The sequence below is a fragment of the Neobacillus camarae genome (genome assembly GCF_054950115.1).
The window spans coordinates 224,706-241,496 of record NZ_JBUCKX010000003.1 but is presented as its reverse complement, the minus strand read 5'-3'; the positions used below and the strand labels follow the sequence as shown (position 1 = coordinate 241,496).

At 39.4% G+C, this 16,791-nt stretch carries 17 protein-coding genes; 10 read left to right on the top strand and 7 right to left on the bottom strand.

The genetic code is table 11. The features are described from left to right. Positions 1-274: 274 nt before the first annotated feature. The 3 genes from ACY8D0_RS16305 to ACY8D0_RS16295 all read left to right on the top strand — a co-directional run bounded on the left by ACY8D0_RS16305 (position 275) and on the right by ACY8D0_RS16295 (position 3,648). Positions 275-2,296, top strand: coding sequence for a glycosyl hydrolase 115 family protein (locus ACY8D0_RS16305; RefSeq protein WP_462411582.1), 2,022 nt, complete (start codon positions 275-277; stop codon positions 2,294-2,296). Beyond that, positions 2,289-2,948, top strand: a complete 660-nt coding sequence (locus tag ACY8D0_RS16300) for an HAD family hydrolase (RefSeq protein WP_462411581.1) — start codon at positions 2,289-2,291, stop codon at positions 2,946-2,948. Before ACY8D0_RS16305 ends, ACY8D0_RS16300 begins: the two co-directional genes overlap by 8 nt. A 496-nt stretch (positions 2,949-3,444) precedes the next feature. Beyond that, positions 3,445-3,648, top strand: coding sequence for a zinc ribbon domain-containing protein (locus ACY8D0_RS16295; protein WP_462411580.1), 204 nt, complete (start codon positions 3,445-3,447; stop codon positions 3,646-3,648). A 108-nt stretch (positions 3,649-3,756) separates the two neighbouring features. Here ACY8D0_RS16295 and ACY8D0_RS16290 read toward each other — a convergent pair whose 3' ends face one another. Beyond that, positions 3,757-4,584: an AraC family transcriptional regulator gene (locus tag ACY8D0_RS16290; protein ID WP_462412479.1), complete on the bottom strand. Its 828-nt coding sequence runs from the start codon at positions 4,582-4,584 to the stop codon at positions 3,757-3,759. A 109-nt stretch (positions 4,585-4,693) separates the two neighbouring features. On the opposite strand from ACY8D0_RS16290, the gene ACY8D0_RS16285 reads away from it, so the two are divergent. Continuing rightward, positions 4,694-6,724: a beta-galactosidase gene (locus ACY8D0_RS16285; protein WP_462411579.1), complete on the top strand. Its 2,031-nt coding sequence runs from the start codon at positions 4,694-4,696 to the stop codon at positions 6,722-6,724. Between the two features lie 115 nt (positions 6,725-6,839). Here ACY8D0_RS16285 and ACY8D0_RS16280 read toward each other — a convergent pair whose 3' ends face one another. Both ACY8D0_RS16280 and ACY8D0_RS16275 read right to left on the bottom strand, forming a co-directional pair. After that, the gene (locus ACY8D0_RS16280; RefSeq protein ID WP_462411578.1) at positions 6,840-7,709 is read right to left on the bottom strand and encodes a cation diffusion facilitator family transporter; all 870 of its coding nucleotides are present in this window, start codon (positions 7,707-7,709) and stop codon (positions 6,840-6,842) included. A gap of 233 nt (positions 7,710-7,942) precedes the next feature. Beyond that, complete coding sequence (locus ACY8D0_RS16275) at positions 7,943-8,476, bottom strand: helix-turn-helix domain-containing protein (RefSeq protein WP_462411577.1); 534 nt, start codon at positions 8,474-8,476, stop codon at positions 7,943-7,945. 184 nt (positions 8,477-8,660) lie between these two features. Between ACY8D0_RS16275 and ACY8D0_RS16270 the strand changes: the two genes are divergently transcribed. The 3 genes from ACY8D0_RS16270 to ACY8D0_RS16260 all read left to right on the top strand — a co-directional run bounded on the left by ACY8D0_RS16270 (position 8,661) and on the right by ACY8D0_RS16260 (position 10,605). After that, entirely contained in the window at positions 8,661-9,305 is a 645-nt protein-coding gene (locus ACY8D0_RS16270) for an alpha/beta hydrolase (protein ID WP_462411576.1), read from the top strand. A 21-nt stretch (positions 9,306-9,326) separates the two neighbouring features. Continuing rightward, on the top strand, positions 9,327-10,106 hold the full coding sequence (locus ACY8D0_RS16265) for a DODA-type extradiol aromatic ring-opening family dioxygenase (protein ID WP_462411575.1): 780 nt from the start codon (positions 9,327-9,329) through the stop codon (positions 10,104-10,106). Between the two features lie 94 nt (positions 10,107-10,200). Continuing rightward, complete coding sequence (locus ACY8D0_RS16260; protein ID WP_462411574.1) at positions 10,201-10,605, top strand: DoxX family protein; 405 nt, start codon at positions 10,201-10,203, stop codon at positions 10,603-10,605. Between the two features lie 162 nt (positions 10,606-10,767). Here ACY8D0_RS16260 and yjcZ read toward each other — a convergent pair whose 3' ends face one another. The 3 genes from yjcZ to ACY8D0_RS16245 all read right to left on the bottom strand — a co-directional run bounded on the left by yjcZ (position 10,768) and on the right by ACY8D0_RS16245 (position 11,486). Continuing rightward, on the bottom strand, positions 10,768-10,896 hold the full coding sequence (gene yjcZ / locus ACY8D0_RS16255) for a sporulation protein YjcZ (protein ID WP_462411573.1): 129 nt from the start codon (positions 10,894-10,896) through the stop codon (positions 10,768-10,770). Positions 10,897-10,931: 35 nt separating this feature from the next. Continuing rightward, positions 10,932-11,033 (bottom strand): YjcZ family sporulation protein, encoded by a 102-nt coding sequence (locus ACY8D0_RS16250; protein ID WP_462411572.1) that lies wholly within the window; start codon positions 11,031-11,033, stop codon positions 10,932-10,934. 360 nt (positions 11,034-11,393) lie between these two features. Next, the gene (locus tag ACY8D0_RS16245; protein WP_462411571.1) at positions 11,394-11,486 is read right to left on the bottom strand and encodes a YjcZ family sporulation protein; all 93 of its coding nucleotides are present in this window, start codon (positions 11,484-11,486) and stop codon (positions 11,394-11,396) included. A 443-nt stretch (positions 11,487-11,929) separates the two neighbouring features. Between ACY8D0_RS16245 and ACY8D0_RS16240 the strand changes: the two genes are divergently transcribed. Together ACY8D0_RS16240 and wrbA are read left to right on the top strand one after the other, a co-directional pair. Next, positions 11,930-12,820, top strand: coding sequence for a cation diffusion facilitator family transporter (locus ACY8D0_RS16240; protein WP_462411570.1), 891 nt, complete (start codon positions 11,930-11,932; stop codon positions 12,818-12,820). 420 nt (positions 12,821-13,240) lie between these two features. Beyond that, complete coding sequence (gene wrbA, locus ACY8D0_RS16235; RefSeq protein ID WP_462412478.1) at positions 13,241-13,858, top strand: NAD(P)H:quinone oxidoreductase type IV; 618 nt, start codon at positions 13,241-13,243, stop codon at positions 13,856-13,858. 75 nt (positions 13,859-13,933) lie between these two features. Here wrbA and poxB read toward each other — a convergent pair whose 3' ends face one another. Continuing rightward, positions 13,934-15,661 carry a ubiquinone-dependent pyruvate dehydrogenase gene (gene poxB, locus ACY8D0_RS16230; RefSeq protein ID WP_462411569.1) on the bottom strand — a complete coding sequence of 576 codons (1,728 nt, stop codon included), beginning with the start codon at positions 15,659-15,661 and terminating at the stop codon, positions 13,934-13,936. A gap of 255 nt (positions 15,662-15,916) precedes the next feature. On the opposite strand from poxB, the gene ACY8D0_RS16225 reads away from it, so the two are divergent. Further along, positions 15,917-16,783 (top strand): DUF2935 domain-containing protein, encoded by an 867-nt coding sequence (locus ACY8D0_RS16225; RefSeq protein ID WP_462411568.1) that lies wholly within the window; start codon positions 15,917-15,919, stop codon positions 16,781-16,783. The last annotated feature ends 8 nt before the right edge of the window (positions 16,784-16,791 follow it).

Sequence of the window (16,791 nt, the reverse complement as noted above, 5' to 3'; positions counted from 1 at the left end):
TTTAATCCATCTTTTGTCGAATAACTCGAGATTGTGTAGAATTCCCCTTTGGTTTTGAAGAATAACTTGAAATTTTGTAGAATACCTCGTTGTTTTGTAGAATAACTAGTAAATTAGCTTGTAGGCTAATCTCCAAATAACACACTAACTTTTCATTCATTGGCGAACGGTGCCTGACACTGTTCGCCAAATTCTTTTTCAAAAGCAGGATGTACAAGTAACTGAATCGAATTAAAAATAGAGGATTAAAATGGGATAAGGGTGGTTAAACGGAATGAATAGTGGGTTTCTTTTACATAGGGGAACAAAAATAATATCAGAGATAGATTCGCAGCCAATACATAACGCCATTAGAATCTTAAATTGTGATATCGAAAAAAGAATGGCTCATGAGGAACCAATAGAAAATCGTATCAACCTGATAACTGACAGTAATCTAAATCAAGAAGAATATCAAATTAATGTATTATCCCCAAAGGTTGTGGAAATAAAAGCATCTGATGATTTGGGCTTTGTCTTTGCCTTACTTTTTATCAGCCGTGAATTTTTGAAAATAAAGCCGTTTTGGTTTTGGATGGACCAGGAAATGGATCCGATGGATAGAGTAGAAATCCCATTAAAGACTTACCTATCACCCAAAAAAGCTGTCAAATATAGAGGCTGGTTTATTAATGATGAAGTTTTGATTGATTATATGAGTGAAAAAAATCAATCGGATGTACTTTGGGACATGGCGTTTGAATCGCTCCTCCGGTGCGGGGGAAACATGGTGATTCCAGGGACCGACCGTAATTCAAGAAAATACCGACAAAAGGCAGCGGATACAGGACTTTGGATCACCCACCATCATGCGGAACCTTTAGGGGCAGAAATGTTTACAAGGGCATACCCCAAATTAGAACCGTCTTTCAAGAAATACCCTGACCTGTTCCATGACTTATGGGAAAAGGGGATTTTGGAACAAAAAGAGCATCACACCATCTATAATTTAGGGTTTCGCGGCCAAGGAGATTACCCTTTCTGGTCCGACGACCCCGAATATGACACGCCACAAAAAAGAGGGGGGCTCATTAGCGACCTCATCAATATTCAGTATGAAATGGTAAAAAAACATGTAAAGGATCCAGTGTGCTGTACTAATTTATATGGTGAGATTATGGAGTTGTATAATGACGGCCATATTCACCTAAATCCGGAAATCATAAAAATCTGGGCGGATAACGGCTATGGTAAAATGGTTTCCAGAAGACAGGGAAACACCAATTTACGGGTATCGGCTCTGCCAGACAGCGAAGGACATCATGGAATCTATTATCATGTATCGTTTTATGATTTACAGGCGGCGAACCATATGACCATGCTTCCAAATTCAGTGGATATGGTGAATGATGAACTGCACCATGCGTTTTCCAAAGGCGTAAGGGACTTTTTGATTGTCAATTGCTCCAATATACGCCCCCATGTATTTTATTTGGACGCAGTTAGAAAGATTTGGGAAGGCAGCGATATCGAGAAAAATGAGCATGCGCTCCAATTTGCAGCAGAGTATTTCGAAGGGGCGGAAGGTGTTGCCGAATGTTTTTCGGAATATGCCCAATGTACAGTGGAATACGGAGAGAATGAAGATGACCATGCGGGTGAACAGTTTTATAATTACGGAGTCAGAATTTTAGCCAGTCAATGGATGAAAGACCACAAAAACCATGCGCCTCAATTTATCTGGGCAGCGGGAAATGATTCGTTTGACAGGCAGATTCAATATTTCAAAAATACTTGCCTGACCGGGCCGGAGAAGTTTACAGATTTATACGATAAGTGCAGTCGCGTAAGTAATACATTGGCCGGTAAGCAAAAATTATTGTTCGATTCCACCATCTTTTTGCAGACAAAGATCCATTTGTATTGCCTACAGGGAGTATTGGAATTTTGTAAGGCATATGAGGCTTTTGCCGGGAAAAACTTCATGGATGCCTTTTTCAAGGCAGGTCTCGCATCCGAAAAGTTTTTGGCAGCCAATACGGAAATGCGGAATAGCGAATACGGCATTTGGGACGGCTTTTATGAAAATGATTGTTTTAGTAACTGTAAGTTTACCGCTTATGTATTAAAAAATCTCATGAGTTATATCCGTGTGATCGGTGACGGGCCCAGATTTTTTAATTGGCAAAGAGAACTGTTTTATACGGAAGAAGATCAAAGAATTATGCTCCTGACAAATGAACGGAATTACCCGACGGATAATGAGATATATGCTGTGATGAAAAAGGAAGGGCGGAAGAATAGCGGAAATGATTAAGGCTGTCTTATTTGATTTAGATGGAACGTTGTTAAATAGAGATGAATCGGTGAGAAGATTCATTAGCAGCCAATATGATCGGCTAAATAAATGGGTAGGACATATCCCAAAAGATAGTTATATCTCAAGATTTATTGAACTCGATAACCGAGGCTATGTTTGGAAGGATAAGGTTTATCAACTATTAACACAGGAATTTCAAATTGCTGGGATTACTCCAGAAGAATTGCTTCAGGATTATATTAGAGAGTTTAAGAATCACTGTATACCTTTTCCTCATTTATTAGAAATGTTAAAGGACCTAAAAAGACTCAATATCCTTTTAGGTATCATTACAAATGGGTACGGGCAATTTCAAATGGATAATATAATTGCTTTAGGGATTGAATCGCACCTTGATATCATTTTGGTATCTGAATGGGAAGAAATAAAAAAACCAGATCCCCAAATATTTAAAAGAGCCCTTGAAAAACTGAAAGTACTGCCTGAACAAGCCATATTTGTTGGGGACCATCCGGAGAATGATGTGAAAGCTGCTCAAAAGGTAGGAATGAAAGGAATATGGAAAAAGGACCTGCATCGGGAGAATGTTGAAGCAGACTTTACTATCAATGATTTGTCGGAAATATCATTAATCATACGAGAATTATAGGCGAATAGTCCTTTAATAGGCAACAATGACATGTGCTGAGCTAAAGACCTATGGAGATGTTTCCTAAATTTTGTTGATAACTCTTTACATTGTAGAAATCTCCATTAGTTTTGTAGGATTGTCCTACCATCTGACCGGCGCCTGTAAGGGCACGGCAAAAAGTTGATTATGCGGCAGAAAATGGTGAACGGGCTGAGGAAGATGGTGGTGATGGGAATGATGATGATACCATGACAATGGATACCCGTGTCCCATAAACAATCCATAATAGGGAGGGGGCAACTGCATAAAGCCATAAGAAGGGAACATTTGGTTTCACCTGCTTTTTTCTATCATGATATGCTTTTTTAGCTAAGAAGGAGCTTATCTTTAATTAAGTTCGATAGTCAAATAGGCAGATATGGTTCAACGGAGTCGTTAGTATCGTTCCCATGAAACCTTTTCAAGCAGTCTACGTATAAAGTACATAAATCTCTAATGGGGGAGGAGAAAGAGTATGTCGGAAAAGGGTTGTGTCAAATGTGGCAGCAGGGATGCAGGAACAAAGGAAGTGGCCATGACCGGAACCGGAATATCCAAAATCTTTGATCTTCAGCATAATACGTTTGTTGTCGTGTATTGCAAAAAATGTGGTTATTCAGAGTTCTATAATAAACAAACTTCAACAGCATCCAATGTCCTGGATTTATTCTTTGGTTAATGAATGAAGGGTTTATGAACCGCTTAGGCCCTTGAATTTGAATATATTGATGTAAGTGGAGATAAAACCGGCGAACAGGTGACAGTCACTGTTCGCCTTTTTGCATGCTCAAACTGTATACATTTTCCTGTATTCCGTTGGACTGATGTGTTCTAGTTTCTTAAAGACAGAACAATAATAGTTCACATGTTCAAAACCAACCAACTGAGCGATTTCTTTAATAGGCATTTGAGAATCTTGCAATAAGAGTTCCTTGCTTTTTTGAATTCTTACCGAATGAATATATTGGAAGATTCTACTGTCCGTGGTTCTTTTGAAAATGGTACATAAATGTTGCGGCGTAATGCCAACGACATCCGCCAGTTCGTCCAAAACCAGCGGCTTATGATAGTTCTGTTCGATAAAGGCAAACAATGGGGCCAATCTGGAATGTTGGCTTGCCACACTGCTATTAGGATTCCTGGACGTGTATTGGAGAATATCCAAGAGCAGGGAGTACGTTAGACTAGAGTTTTTGATGCTCTTTAACGGTACATCCGATTTTTCCATTTCCATTATGGCACGGATGTTGGATACAAACACATGGGGCTGGGTGACATGGACGGCACAGGAGGTCTCCATTCCAACGGTATGTTTTAAAAAATGTTCCACTTGATGGCCATCGAAAACCACCCAATGGGTAATCCATGCTGAACTTCTGGCAAAATACTCATGACCGACCCCTTTAAGAAGCAGCATCGCAGTCCCTTCTCCTATACGATACGTTTTTCCATTTGTCCGCAATTCTCCTTCGCCTTTCACGCTGTAAATGAACTGATAAAAGTAGCCATTCGGGCAATTCACATGTTCTTGCTCCCAATCATAGCCGGCACCTAAACAATAATAGGGCAGCTTTTTATCCGATTCTGTAAGTATAGGTATCGTTCTATTATTCATCACTGTACCTTAATATCCTTATATGATACTTAATATTATTAGATTGAAAGCGGTTTTCGTCAACCGTATGATTTAAATATAATAATAATTTAAGAGGGAGCGGATCCGAGTGGGATATTCTAAAATTAAAAATCTTCTACACGGAGGGGATTACAATCCAGAGCAGTGGCTTGACCGCCCAGACATACTGAAGGAAGATATCCGTCTAATGAAACTAGCAAACGTCAATGTGGTCACATTAGGCGTGTTTTCTTGGTCCAGTCTCGAACCCAAAGAAGGAGTATATACCTTTCAATGGCTGGATGATATCATGAATCGGCTTTATGAAAATGGGATTTATACCATTTTATCGACACCGAGCGGGGGAAAACCTCCATGGCTGGTGAAAAAATATCCAGATATCATGCGGACAAGAAGAGAGCGGGTACGCCACTTGTATGGGGAAAGAGAAAACCAGTGCAATAGCCATCCAACCTTCCGTCGCAAAGTCAAAGAAATTGATCAAGAATTAGCCAATCGGTATGCCCATCATCCGGGGCTGATAATGTGGCATATTTCCAATGAAATGTATGGGGAATGCCATTGTGAACTGTGTCAACAAAATTTCAGGTTATGGTTACAGCAAAAATACCAGTCAATTGAAACATTGAATGAGCAATATTGGAGTCATTTTTGGAGCCACACTTATTCGGATTGGGATGAAATCGAATCTCCGGCGCCACATGGGGAAACCGCTGTACATGCGTTAGCTTTGGATTACAAGCGGTTTTATTCGGACCTAAGCATCGATTTTTTAAAACAAGAGATCGAAGCCGTCAAAAGTTATAATCCCGATTTACCGGTCACGACCAATATGTTTCATTTAAATTGTGGAATTGACTATCACAAGTTACACGAAATCATCGATGTCGCTTCATGGGATAGTTACCCTAAATGGCATCGCGGGAAGGACAAATCGACGGAATGGAGTGAAGCGATCACGGCTGCTTTTCAATTTGAGTTTTGCAGAAGTTTGAAAAAACAGCCATTTTTGCTGATGGAAAGCACCCCTAGTACGGTGAATGCTTCTGAGGTTTGCAAATTAAAACGGCCTCGGATGCATATGTTGTCAGTAGTTCAGGCGGTGGCGTGCGGTTCAGACAGCGTGCAGTATTTTCAATGGCGGAAAAGCCGCGGGGCTTATGAAAAATTCCATGGTGCTGTTGTCAGTCATAATGGCAGTGCGGAAACGAGAGTGTTCCGAGATGTATGCGATGTGGGCACATTTTTAAAACAGTCAGGGCAATTAAAAAATACAGTAACGAAAAGTGATGTGGCTCTTATTTTTGATTATGATAGCCGGATGGCCTTATTAGAACAAAAGAGCCTTAAAAACCAAAATAAGAATTTTGATGAGATCGCCCTTCAACATTATGAAGCACTGATGAAAAACTATGTATCCATGGATATCATCAGTCAGGAATGGGATTTCTCTTCCTACAAAGTGGTCATCGCTCCAGTACTTTACTTATTTAAAGAACAGACCGCAAGTAAAATAAGAGAGTTTGTTAAAAATGGCGGAACAGTCGTGATGACATACTATAGTGGGCTTGTGAATGAAAATGATATGGTTTATTTAGAGAACCCTCCTGCAAGTCTTCAGGATGTCTTTGGGATTGAGTCAGAAGAGGTGGATGCCCTTTGTGATGACGAATATAACGTCGTGAATTGGAATGGAAAACAGTACCGTGCCATTGATTACTGTGATTTAATCAAGGCCACTCAAGCAAAGGTACTGGCGGAATATGGAAGTGACTTTTATCAGGGACAGCCCGCATTAACAGAACATGCTTATGGGGAAGGACATGCCTATTACGTCGCGTTTCATAGTGATGGAGAGTTCTTAGTTGATTTCTATCAGGAACTAGTAAATCGGAAGAACATACGAAAAATCGTAGATACTGAGCATTGTCCGGATGTGATGATCCGGGAAAGAGAAAGTCAAGATAAAAAATATCTTTTTGTCATGAACTTCAGTACCCAAGAACGGAAGCTGACAATACCTGCAGGGTACTCATCCTACCGGGGGAATGAACTGGTTGACAATGAGTTGATATTTAACGGCTATGAGTTTGCGATTTTAGAACAAAACAAAAAATAAATCATTTGTATGAAGAGACTATTATTAGAGCTTGGAGCTTTGCCAAATACAACAAAAAGGAGACCTCAGGGAAAGCCTCCTTTTTGTTGTACCCGCTATGTTTGTTGTTTTAATGTTAATTTGGTTCCACATGGACATGAACATCGTAAACGTTATGATCATCTATTAATTTTTGCTCCACCCGGGTCGAAATATCATGGGCTTCTCGAATATCCAAATTAGAGTTAACGATAATAACGATGTCTACGACAACGTTATTTCCATAGTTTCTCGCTTTTATATCCTTTACGCCTTTTACACCATAGCATTTAATAATGGACTCTCTATATACTTCTATTGTTTTTTCATCAAAGCCATCCGCCAAATTATAGGAAGCATCTCTGAAAATCTCCCAGCCTGTTTTGCAGATTAGCAAACCAACGACGACAGCAGTTAAAGGATCGAGCCAAGGAAAACCGAACTGAGTGCCAATAATTCCAATGAATGTTCCTACACTTACCCATGAATCCGATAGATTATCCTTTGCAGCTGCCATAACGGCTTGACTATTGATTTCCTTGGCCAATTTTTTATTATATCGGTAAATAAAATACATGACTAATGCACAAAAGAGACCTGTCCAGGCGGAAATGATATCAGGAGATTTAGTTATTCCATTAAACATGCTGGTTATGGCTTCATAGGTCACTTTTATTCCCACAGCCAACATAATAAAGGAAGCAAACATAGAGGCAATGGTTTCGGCTTTCCAGTGTCCGTACGGATGGTCGTCATCTGCAGGCCGCTGAGATAATTTTAATCCTATTAATACAGCAATGGATGCTATGATATCAGTGGCATTGTTTAAACCATCTGCTTTTAAGGCTTCGGAGTTTGAGATATATCCGATAATTAGTTTTAGAGTGGACAAGCAAATATATGCAATAATACTAATGATTGCTCCCCGTTCTCCACGTTTTAAGTCCAAATACGCTTGTTCCTCCATTTTTAGACCCCCAATTACTATCCTTAATCATTATGATACAAGAATATCAAGTGGGTCTAGAGAAACCTTTTGTCATGATTCAAACTAAGTAATAGACATGAAAAAGAGTTTCTTTAGGGAAACAATTGATGTATTAGAAATTTTCCATATTTTTTCGAAACTTAATAAAAGCATGCCTTGAACCTATATAAAAAAGCTAGGATCATAACCAAATCCTAGCTTTTGACTCATTACTATTCTGATCCTTCGGTAAAGACAGCAATTAAAACTTTGGCAATGTCATCTCCAATGTTTTTCACATAGTGAGGGACACTTGCACACCAGCTGAACGAATCTCCCTCTTCCAAGATATAGGAGTCTTCTCCTTGTTCTGCAAGAATTTTTCCCTTAATAACCACGTGGCATTCTTCCCCTTCATGCGCATTTTTTTCACCAGTGGAAGCCCCAGGGGGGAATTCCACCAATCTAACGCTTAAACCTCCTCTTGATGCTATATGCTCTACTTTTAAATTGGACTCTTTAAATGTTGATACTTCTCGTTCATTTTTACGCTTTACCGTCATGTGTTCATCTTTTTCTAAAAGAAGATAAGGTAAAGGAACTTTTAAAACAGCTGCGATGGTTTGTAAGGTACTGATGGATGGAGACGTGTTGTTGTTTTCAATATTGCTGATGAATCCCTTTGAAAGACCGGTTTCCTCGCACATTTGTGCAATAGTTAATTTTTTTCTTTTTCTAATCGAACGTATTTTAGAACCAATATCCATGTTTCTCACCTCAATGATGTTTTCTATTAGTGAACTTAGTTTCATATTAGCAATAAAATCATTGACAAGCTACAATTATATTTGGTATTTTATAAAAGAACAAAGTTTCATATAAGGAAACATCAAAACAGCATACTGTTATCTTTTGTTATTTATTTCGGTATTATACAAGGAGGATTTGCAAATGGAAACTGAAATGATTTATGAACTTCGCCGTCCTAAAAACGCAATTCCTGGTCAAAAGTATCCTGCGTTATTTGTGATGCACGGTATAGGCAGTAATGAACAAAATATGCTTTCAATCGTAAATGGTTTAGAGGATATTTTCTTTATTTTTAGTATTAGGGGACATTTAACCCAAGGAACGGGATATGCCTACTTTACGATACAAGGCTATGGAAAACCGCATCGAGAAGTATTCGATGATGGGATCAAAAGATTGGCAAACTTTATTGATAATGCATCAATCAAATATGAAATCGACCCAGAGCAAATATACTTGTTGGGCTTTAGCCAAGGAGCCATTGTTTCCATGACCTTAGCACTCACCCTTGGAAACAAAATAAAGGGTGTAGTTGCGCTCAGTGGTTATATTCCTCAATTTGTAAAGGAAGAGTACAAGATCAACCCGGGTAAGTATTTATCAGTGTTTATATCACACGGGGAATATGATCAGGTTCTCCCATATGAATGGGGAGAGGAAAATGACAATTACTTTACTAAGCTAGGGGTTCCTGTCACTTTTCAATCTTATCCGGAAGGACATACCGTATCCGAAAAAAACCTTCAGGATTTTCGAGCTTGGATTTTAAAGGATATACAAAGATAAAAACAGGGAGGGAAAGATAAAATGATGCCATCATTATTTATCGCACATGGTGCACCATTGCTTGCGATTGAAAACAACGAGTACACGCAATTTTTAAATCAATTAGGTCAAAACCTGCCTCGGCCAAAAGCGATTGTTTTGTTTTCGGCCCATTGGGAGTCCAAGGTTCAACAAGTAAGCAGTGTCGAACAATACAGTACTATCTATGATTTCGGTGGATTTGACCCATCATTATACACGATCCAGTATCCTGCCCGCGGAAATAAGGATCTTGCGGCAGATATAGAGACACTTTTTGTGAATAATGGTATTTCATTTGCAAATGATACAACTCGTGGTCTTGATCACGGGGCATGGGTTGTACTAAGAATGCTTTACCCGAATGCGGATATTCCGGTTATTTCCATGTCAGTGAATCCAACTCTTACACCTGATGAGCAATATAAAATTGGAAAATCTATTTCGGAGTTAAGGGAAAAGGATATTTTATTCATCGCCAGCGGGGGAACCGTTCATAATCTAAGAGCTTTAAATTGGTCTGACAATGGAAAGGACGATTCATGGGCACTAGAATTTGATGGGTGGTTGGCAGAAAAACTTGAAAACTGGGATTTACAGTCCTTATTTCGCTATGATTCTCTTGCACCTCATGCATCAGTTGCGGTACCTCCATATGGAAAAGAGCATTTTATTCCCATTTTTTATGCAATGGGTGCAGCAGATGACAGTCAAAAAGCAACTTTACTTCATCGTAGTTTTCGATATGGCAGCCTTAGTCACAGCGTTTGGCAATTTGCTTAAGTCATTACTATTATCTTGAATTCATAATAATTAATTTTGAAATAAAATCATCATAAGGGAGAATAACTTTGAATTTAAAAACGATATCGGAGCATTGATTTTACGATTAACATTAGGCGCATTATTTTTAATACATGGGATTGTAAAGTTTCAGGGTGGAATTGAGAATACCGTTGGCTGGTTCAGCAGCATTGGAATACCTGGTTTTATGGCATATGCGGTTGCCTTACTTGAAATCATCGGTGGCGTGGCGTTAATTATTGGTTTCGCTACTAGATATGTATCTGCTTTGTATGTATTGTTAATGATTGGTGCTATCCTAAAAGTAAAACTTTCTGTTGGTTTATTAGGTAATGGACAGATGGCAGGATATGAACTGGACCTTGCATTTTTAGTCATAGCTGTCTATCTTACAATGAACGGCAGCAAGTTATTGTCCATTCATCAACTATTTAACCAGAACCAGAAAGAATCAAATAACGTAAAAAAAGCTGCATAAATCCATTTACATGATATAAAAAATCCTTAAAAAAGAGCCAATCGACAATGGTCGATTGGCTCAATTTTTATTTTTGGAAAAAACTCCTTTGAAAGTAAGGAGAATGACAATACTGCCAGTAACCTAAAAGAGGAACACCTTCAACTGCCGTTAAATGCTGGATTAATAGAAAGAAGTTCCTACGATGATTAACAGAATAAACAATACTACGATCAACACAAAAGCACTGCCGCCATAGAATCCGCCGCCGTAACCAAAGCCGCCGCCAAAGCCGCAACCATAAAAGCCCATAGTAAAATCCTCCTTTAACAAGATTTATTTAAATATTAATAATAGAAACCTCCGACAAAAGCTGTCCCTACAATAATAAGTAGGATGAACAATACAACGATTAAAGCAAAACTAGAACCGTGTGCACCATCAGACATTTTTTACCACTCCTTTCCATTTGTCAATACATTGTATGCACATAACAGAAAGAGGGGAGGGTGCTAATCCTAATTAAAATGACCAATTTTCAAAAAAAGTAATGATTATTTATGTTTATAACTTGTCCTAGTGGCTTCATGTGTTGTTCAAAAAAAAATGAACAAACTCTTTTGTAAAGACAGGCAACTCATTGAATTAATTAAGCGCATGGGAAAATCACAATTATAATTTATCCAAATAATATAGCAATAGCCAAGAGCGCAAACATAATAAAAAAAGAAGCGTGTTCACGCTTCAAGACAAGACCGATCAGGAGGCTTTTACTTTGGTTAGGCGGCTAACCTACATATCGTTAAAGATTAGTATGAGCCCATAAAGGATGTTCCCACTATAATTAGGAGGATGAACAGAACAACGATTAAAACAAAGGAATTACCATATCCGTATGTCATAGTGTGTCACCCCCTTTTTATTTAGATAGTACATGTTATGCAATTCTTTAAAATTTGAAAAGGACAAACATGGAATTATTTAAAAAAAACAAAATATTTGTTTCATCCGTAAAACAGGAATTTTCTTGTGATTTAATTGTATATTTTTAATTCTCCAAAATCCTACTAAATTTGTTCAAAACAATATGAGGAGGAATAAGAGAATGGTTATGACCGCTGCCAACCATAAATGGCCAACAGGTTCTTTATATAGAGGCGGCTTATATATCCTGATTTGACCTTTTTGTTTTGGGAATGCCGTTTTTTCCTAAACGCAAATTTGTTAGCTCTCTATTAAACTGTTTTATAAACGATAAACTAATAGCTAATTCCAATAATTTTTCTCTAGACCCACTCATTTCCCATTTGATACGATACAAACGTGTCTTTTTTAGGAGGTAATTATGGGGACCAGAGAATCACTTGCAAAAAAAGTTGCTTGGATAAGCGTAATAAGTAATTTGCTACTAACATTTGGAAAATTAATTGTCGGCTTTTACGGTAATAGTAACGCTGTATTTGCTGACGGAATTCATTCAGCTGCCGATGTCTTTGCTTCAGTTATTGTACTATTGGTTATAAAAATCGCGAATAAACCTGCAGACCAAGAGCATCCTTATGGCCACGGAAAAGCAGAAATCATTGTTTCAGGAATGGTTGGAATCATATTACTAATCATACCTCTTTACCTAGTCTATGAGGGAATGGTTGGGTTCTTCCATCCTATTGCTACACCAAATATTCTTGCGATGTGGGTGGCGATTGTGTCCTATGGTTTGAAAGAACTTCTATTTCGGTACTCTTTAAGGGCAGCCAAGGTGCATAATAGTAAAGCGATTGAGGCCATTGCTTATGACCATAAAGCAGATATTGTAGCGTCCATTGCGGCTGCAGCTGGAGTAATTTTATCCATTATTGGAGACAAACTTAATGTACATGTTTTTTTGTTCAGCGATAAAATAGCTAGTATAATCGTTGCCATTTTAATTTTTAAAATAGCTGTTGAAATGCTGAAAGAATCCTTTGATATTTTGCTTGAAAGGAATATAGATTCTCAAATCATGATGGACTATCGTTCAATTATTTCAACATTTCCGGACGTTAAACGTATCGATAGGATTAGGGCACGGGAACATGGCCACTATGTATTAGTGGACCTCAGAATTTCAATCGATCACAGGAAAACAATCAAAGAGGGTCATGACCTTACGAGGAAAATCAAACGTGAGTTAATGAAAAACCATGATAATATTGAAGAGGTTCTTATTCACTTGAACCCTTACTTTAAAAATTAGTCACTAAGTTAAAGAAAAATATTATTTTGGAATAATTAATGGTATGGTTATACTTTGTTCATATGATATTCATAATTAAGGGGTACTATAAATTCTGCAAACTAGGACAATTGGCAACCCTTTTAACCAAACCCCCTTCAAAAAAGATTCGGTACTTAACCGAATCTTTTTTTATTAAGCGGAGTAAAAATTCCAAAATTTGATTGTCCAAAATTTTATAAAACCCAAAAATATGAAAGCACCGGTGCAGATCCGTATAGAAGGGCTCAAACATTAAAAAATATTTGACGATTTAGATTTAAATGAATTTGGTAAGCGAAAATAGGAATAATAATTGTAAAATCCAAGAGTGGAAGGGTGGTGATTTATTTGGGTTGGCTTTCCAGACTATTTGGTTCACCAGAAAAGGAAGATAAAAAAATAACGAATGTAAAATTAGCGGTGATTTTTTACAGCATGGGTGGCACAAATGTACAATTGGCTAAGTGGGCTGAAGAAGGTGCAAAAGAAACCGGGGCTGAAGTTAAGTTATTAAAAGTCCAGGAATTAGCACCGGAATCAGTTGTCCAAGGAAATGAAGTTTGGAAAAGGACAACGGAATCTATAAAGGACATTCCGGTGGTTACATCGAATGATATCGAATGGGCAGATGCCATTATATTTAGTTGCCCGACCCGGTTTGGTAACATTGCTTCACAAATGAAGCAGTTTCTTGATACACAAGGAGGATCGTGGGCAACAGGGAAAACGGTCAATAAAGTAGTGAGTGCCATGACATCTGCACAAAACCCGCATGGTGGACAAGAGGCAACTATTTCGGCACTATATACTTCCATGATGCATTGGGGGGCCATCATTGCACCGCCAGGTTATACAGATCCAGTATTATTTGCTGCAGGGGGAAATCCTTATGGTACCAGTGTGACAGTTGGGGAAGATGGAAAGATGAAAGATGCAGCACAAGCGGAAGCAGCAGTAAAACATCAAGCAAAACGCACTGTGACAGTTGCGGAGTGGGTAAAAAAAGCTAACCAATAAATAAAGAAAAAACTAATCGGAAACTCAATCCGATTAGTTTTTTTAAATAATTTATATTTTTGCACTGCTAGCATATCAGCGGAAAAGGTTCGTTTTGGCAAGGTCAATGAGCTCGCTGCCGTTTCCGTTCAGAACAGCTTTCATCATCCATAGGCTAAATCCATGCGCCTGTTCAAAGGTGATTTTTGGCGGTAAGGCCAGCTCTTGGCGGTTCACAACCACATCAATGAGAACCGGTCCGTCATGTTGTAGGGCTCGCTGAATTGCTTCCTCCAGTTCTTCGGGGTCCTCCACGCGAATTCCTTCCATGCCTATTGCTTGCGCCACCGACGCAAAGTTAGGGTTATCAAGGCCGGTGCCGGTTTCAAGAAAGCCAGCTGCTTTCATTTCTAGCTCAACGAAACTGAGCGCACCATTATTGAATACGACGACCTTTACCGGCAATTTATGCTGCCTTAGCGTGAGAAGGTCGCCCATCAACATGGCAAGGCCTCCATCTCCCGAAAGCGATATCACCTGGCGTCCCGGCTGGGAAAGTTGTGCCCCGATTGCCTGTGGCAGGGCGTTTGCCATCGTTCCATGATTAAAGGATCCCAATAACCGCCTTTTACCGTTCATTTGCAGATATCGGGCAGCCCAAAGTGTCGGGGTACCGACATCACATGTAAATACCGCGTCCTCACTCGCCAGATCACTGACGACTTTTGTGAGATATTGAGGATGGATTGGTTTCCGGCCCGGTTTACCGATAGCCAGCTCGTCCAAATCTTCGCGCACTTTGCGATAGTGGTCAGTTAATTTTTTCAGGTGGCCATCATCATGTGATTCTGTCAGGAAAGGAAGCAGTGCTTCAATGGTTGCTTTCACATCACCGCACAGTCCGTAAGTAAGGTGGGTTCGGCGGCCTAGATGTCCCGGCTCAATGTCGACCTGCAAAATGGTGGCATCTTTTGGATAGAATTGCCTGTATGGAAAATCGGTACCAAGCATCAGCAGGACATCGCATTCCTTAACCGCATGAAATCCTGAGGCATAACCGATTAGGCCTGTAAGTCCGACAGAGTATGGATTATCATACTCTAGGTGTTCTTTCCCCCGCAAAGCAATGACCATGGGTGATTGCAGTTTTTCGCAAAGTTGCAAGAGTTCCGCATGGGCGCCCGCACAGCCGGCTCCGCACAGCAGGGTGATGCGCTTGCCGCGGTTCAAATAATCCGCCAGCTGGTTGATTTCCTCATCCGAAGGGCGTATGACCGGCTTTGTCACATGCAGGACATGTTTAGGTACAGGGGTATCGTCTGCTTCCAAACCAGCAACGTCCCCAGGCAGAACAAGAACAGACACACCTTTACGCGAAACGGCATTCTGCATGGCGACGACTACGGAGCGGGGCATTTGGTGAGAGGTCGTCACAACCTCGCAGTAATAGCTGCAGTCCTTAAATAGATGATCGGGGCGTGTTTCTTGAAAAAAATTGGTACCGATTTCGAAACTAGGAATGTGCGCTGCAATGGCAAGCACAGGCACCCGGTTGCGATGACAGTCGTACAAGCCATTGATGAGGTGCATATTGCCAGGGCCACTGCTTCCGGCGCACACAGCAATACTGCCGCTCATGTCGGCATCGGCACCTGCCGCAAAGGCTGCAACCTCTTCATGGCGAACATGAATCCACTCAATTTCCTTTGAACGCCGAATGGAATCGAGAACCGCGTTCAGTGAGTCTCCTACGATACCATAAATTCTTTTCACACCTGCATTTATCAATGCTTCAACAAGTGAATCTGCAATGGTTCTCTTCATAATTTGTCTCCTTTGGTATTTTTTTTGTATTTTTTCCATGTTTGCAGGTTTTATGCTTTTATTCTAAAGTCAAGCCTTGTAAGGGCCTGTACCTTCCATTTTCTATGACATGTCCTAGAGGCCAATTTATTAATTTATGCTAGTCTATGGAAGGAAAGACATAATTTTATTTTTTTTTAATATGATTAGTAATAAAGTTGCATCAAAGGGGGAGATACCATCCAGAATCAACCTCAAATACCTGGTCATGTTAGCATGGATCAGTTTAATCAGATGCTCGTTGCTCCTGAATCATTTGCTGCGAAACCGGAGTCACTTACGGAACAGTTATTTGTTGATCGTTCACTGACTGAAAATAGGTTTTGGCTCAGAATTATGAAAGAGCATGCCTTATTTTTGGGAGAAGGGTTTAATCGAAAAGATACCCAACTAATCCAGCAAACCGACAGATTCCATTATTACTTTGAACAGCAGGAGAAAAAGGCCTACCAAGTACCAAACAATGTCACCTTGGTAAGGAAATTAAATGAAGAAAGTATCGAGTTGGTCCATGGTTTTCGTAATTTTAAAAGAAACTTACTTATTATGATTATTAATTGCAAGATAAGTGGATTTAATTTTCCTTTGTTAGTGGACCATATTGCACGGGAAGCAGAATATTTTATGAGGACACTAATGAAGTTTAATCAGGGAATTTTGGAGCCAATCCAGGATGCCATTATAAATGAAAATGTATTTTGGCTGCGGATTATGATGGAGCACTCCCGTTTTATCGCTTCATTGCTTGACCAATCAGAAAGGAATTTAGTCAGGACTGCACTTAAATTTGGCGATGATTTTGAAGTTCTTTTGAATCAAGCTCGAGATGTAGAGTCCATGTTGTTTCAAAAACAGCCTACTTATCCTATTATCGGAAAAATGAATAAAGACAGTGAAAATGCTGCTCAAGAAATCCGGGCCTTTAAGCAAACCGGTTTAGATCTAATCAAGTCTTGTCAGATTAGGAACGTGATTAATCCTTTATTAGCAGACCATGTTGTACGGGAAGCTGACCATTTCTTATATATGATTCATATTTTAGAAGAAAGGTTGAAAGCAAAACAGATGGGTGAACAACGGTAAAGGAGAGT

Coding starts and splice junctions, on each gene's coding strand:
- ACY8D0_RS16305 (WP_462411582.1), top strand. CDS start 275: ATGAATAGTGGGTTTCTTTTACATAGGGGAACAAAAATAATATCAGAG.
- ACY8D0_RS16300 (WP_462411581.1), top strand. CDS start 2,289: ATGATTAAGGCTGTCTTATTTGATTTAGATGGAACGTTGTTAAATAGA.
- ACY8D0_RS16295 (WP_462411580.1), top strand. CDS start 3,445: ATGTCGGAAAAGGGTTGTGTCAAATGTGGCAGCAGGGATGCAGGAACA.
- ACY8D0_RS16290 (WP_462412479.1), bottom strand. CDS start 4,584: ATGAATAATAGAACGATACCTATACTTACAGAATCGGATAAAAAGCTG.
- ACY8D0_RS16280 (WP_462411578.1), bottom strand. CDS start 7,709: ATGGAGGAACAAGCGTATTTGGACTTAAAACGTGGAGAACGGGGAGCA.
- ACY8D0_RS16275 (WP_462411577.1), bottom strand. CDS start 8,476: ATGGATATTGGTTCTAAAATACGTTCGATTAGAAAAAGAAAAAAATTA.
- ACY8D0_RS16270 (WP_462411576.1), top strand. CDS start 8,661: ATGGAAACTGAAATGATTTATGAACTTCGCCGTCCTAAAAACGCAATT.
- ACY8D0_RS16265 (WP_462411575.1), top strand. CDS start 9,327: ATGATGCCATCATTATTTATCGCACATGGTGCACCATTGCTTGCGATT.
- yjcZ (WP_462411573.1), bottom strand. CDS start 10,896: ATGGGCTTTTATGGTTGCGGCTTTGGCGGCGGCTTTGGTTACGGCGGC.
- ACY8D0_RS16250 (WP_462411572.1), bottom strand. CDS start 11,033: ATGTCTGATGGTGCACACGGTTCTAGTTTTGCTTTAATCGTTGTATTG.
- ACY8D0_RS16245 (WP_462411571.1), bottom strand. CDS start 11,486: ATGACATACGGATATGGTAATTCCTTTGTTTTAATCGTTGTTCTGTTC.
- ACY8D0_RS16240 (WP_462411570.1), top strand. CDS start 11,930: ATGGGGACCAGAGAATCACTTGCAAAAAAAGTTGCTTGGATAAGCGTA.
- poxB (WP_462411569.1), bottom strand. CDS start 15,661: ATGAAGAGAACCATTGCAGATTCACTTGTTGAAGCATTGATAAATGCA.
- ACY8D0_RS16225 (WP_462411568.1), top strand. CDS start 15,917: ATGGATCAGTTTAATCAGATGCTCGTTGCTCCTGAATCATTTGCTGCG.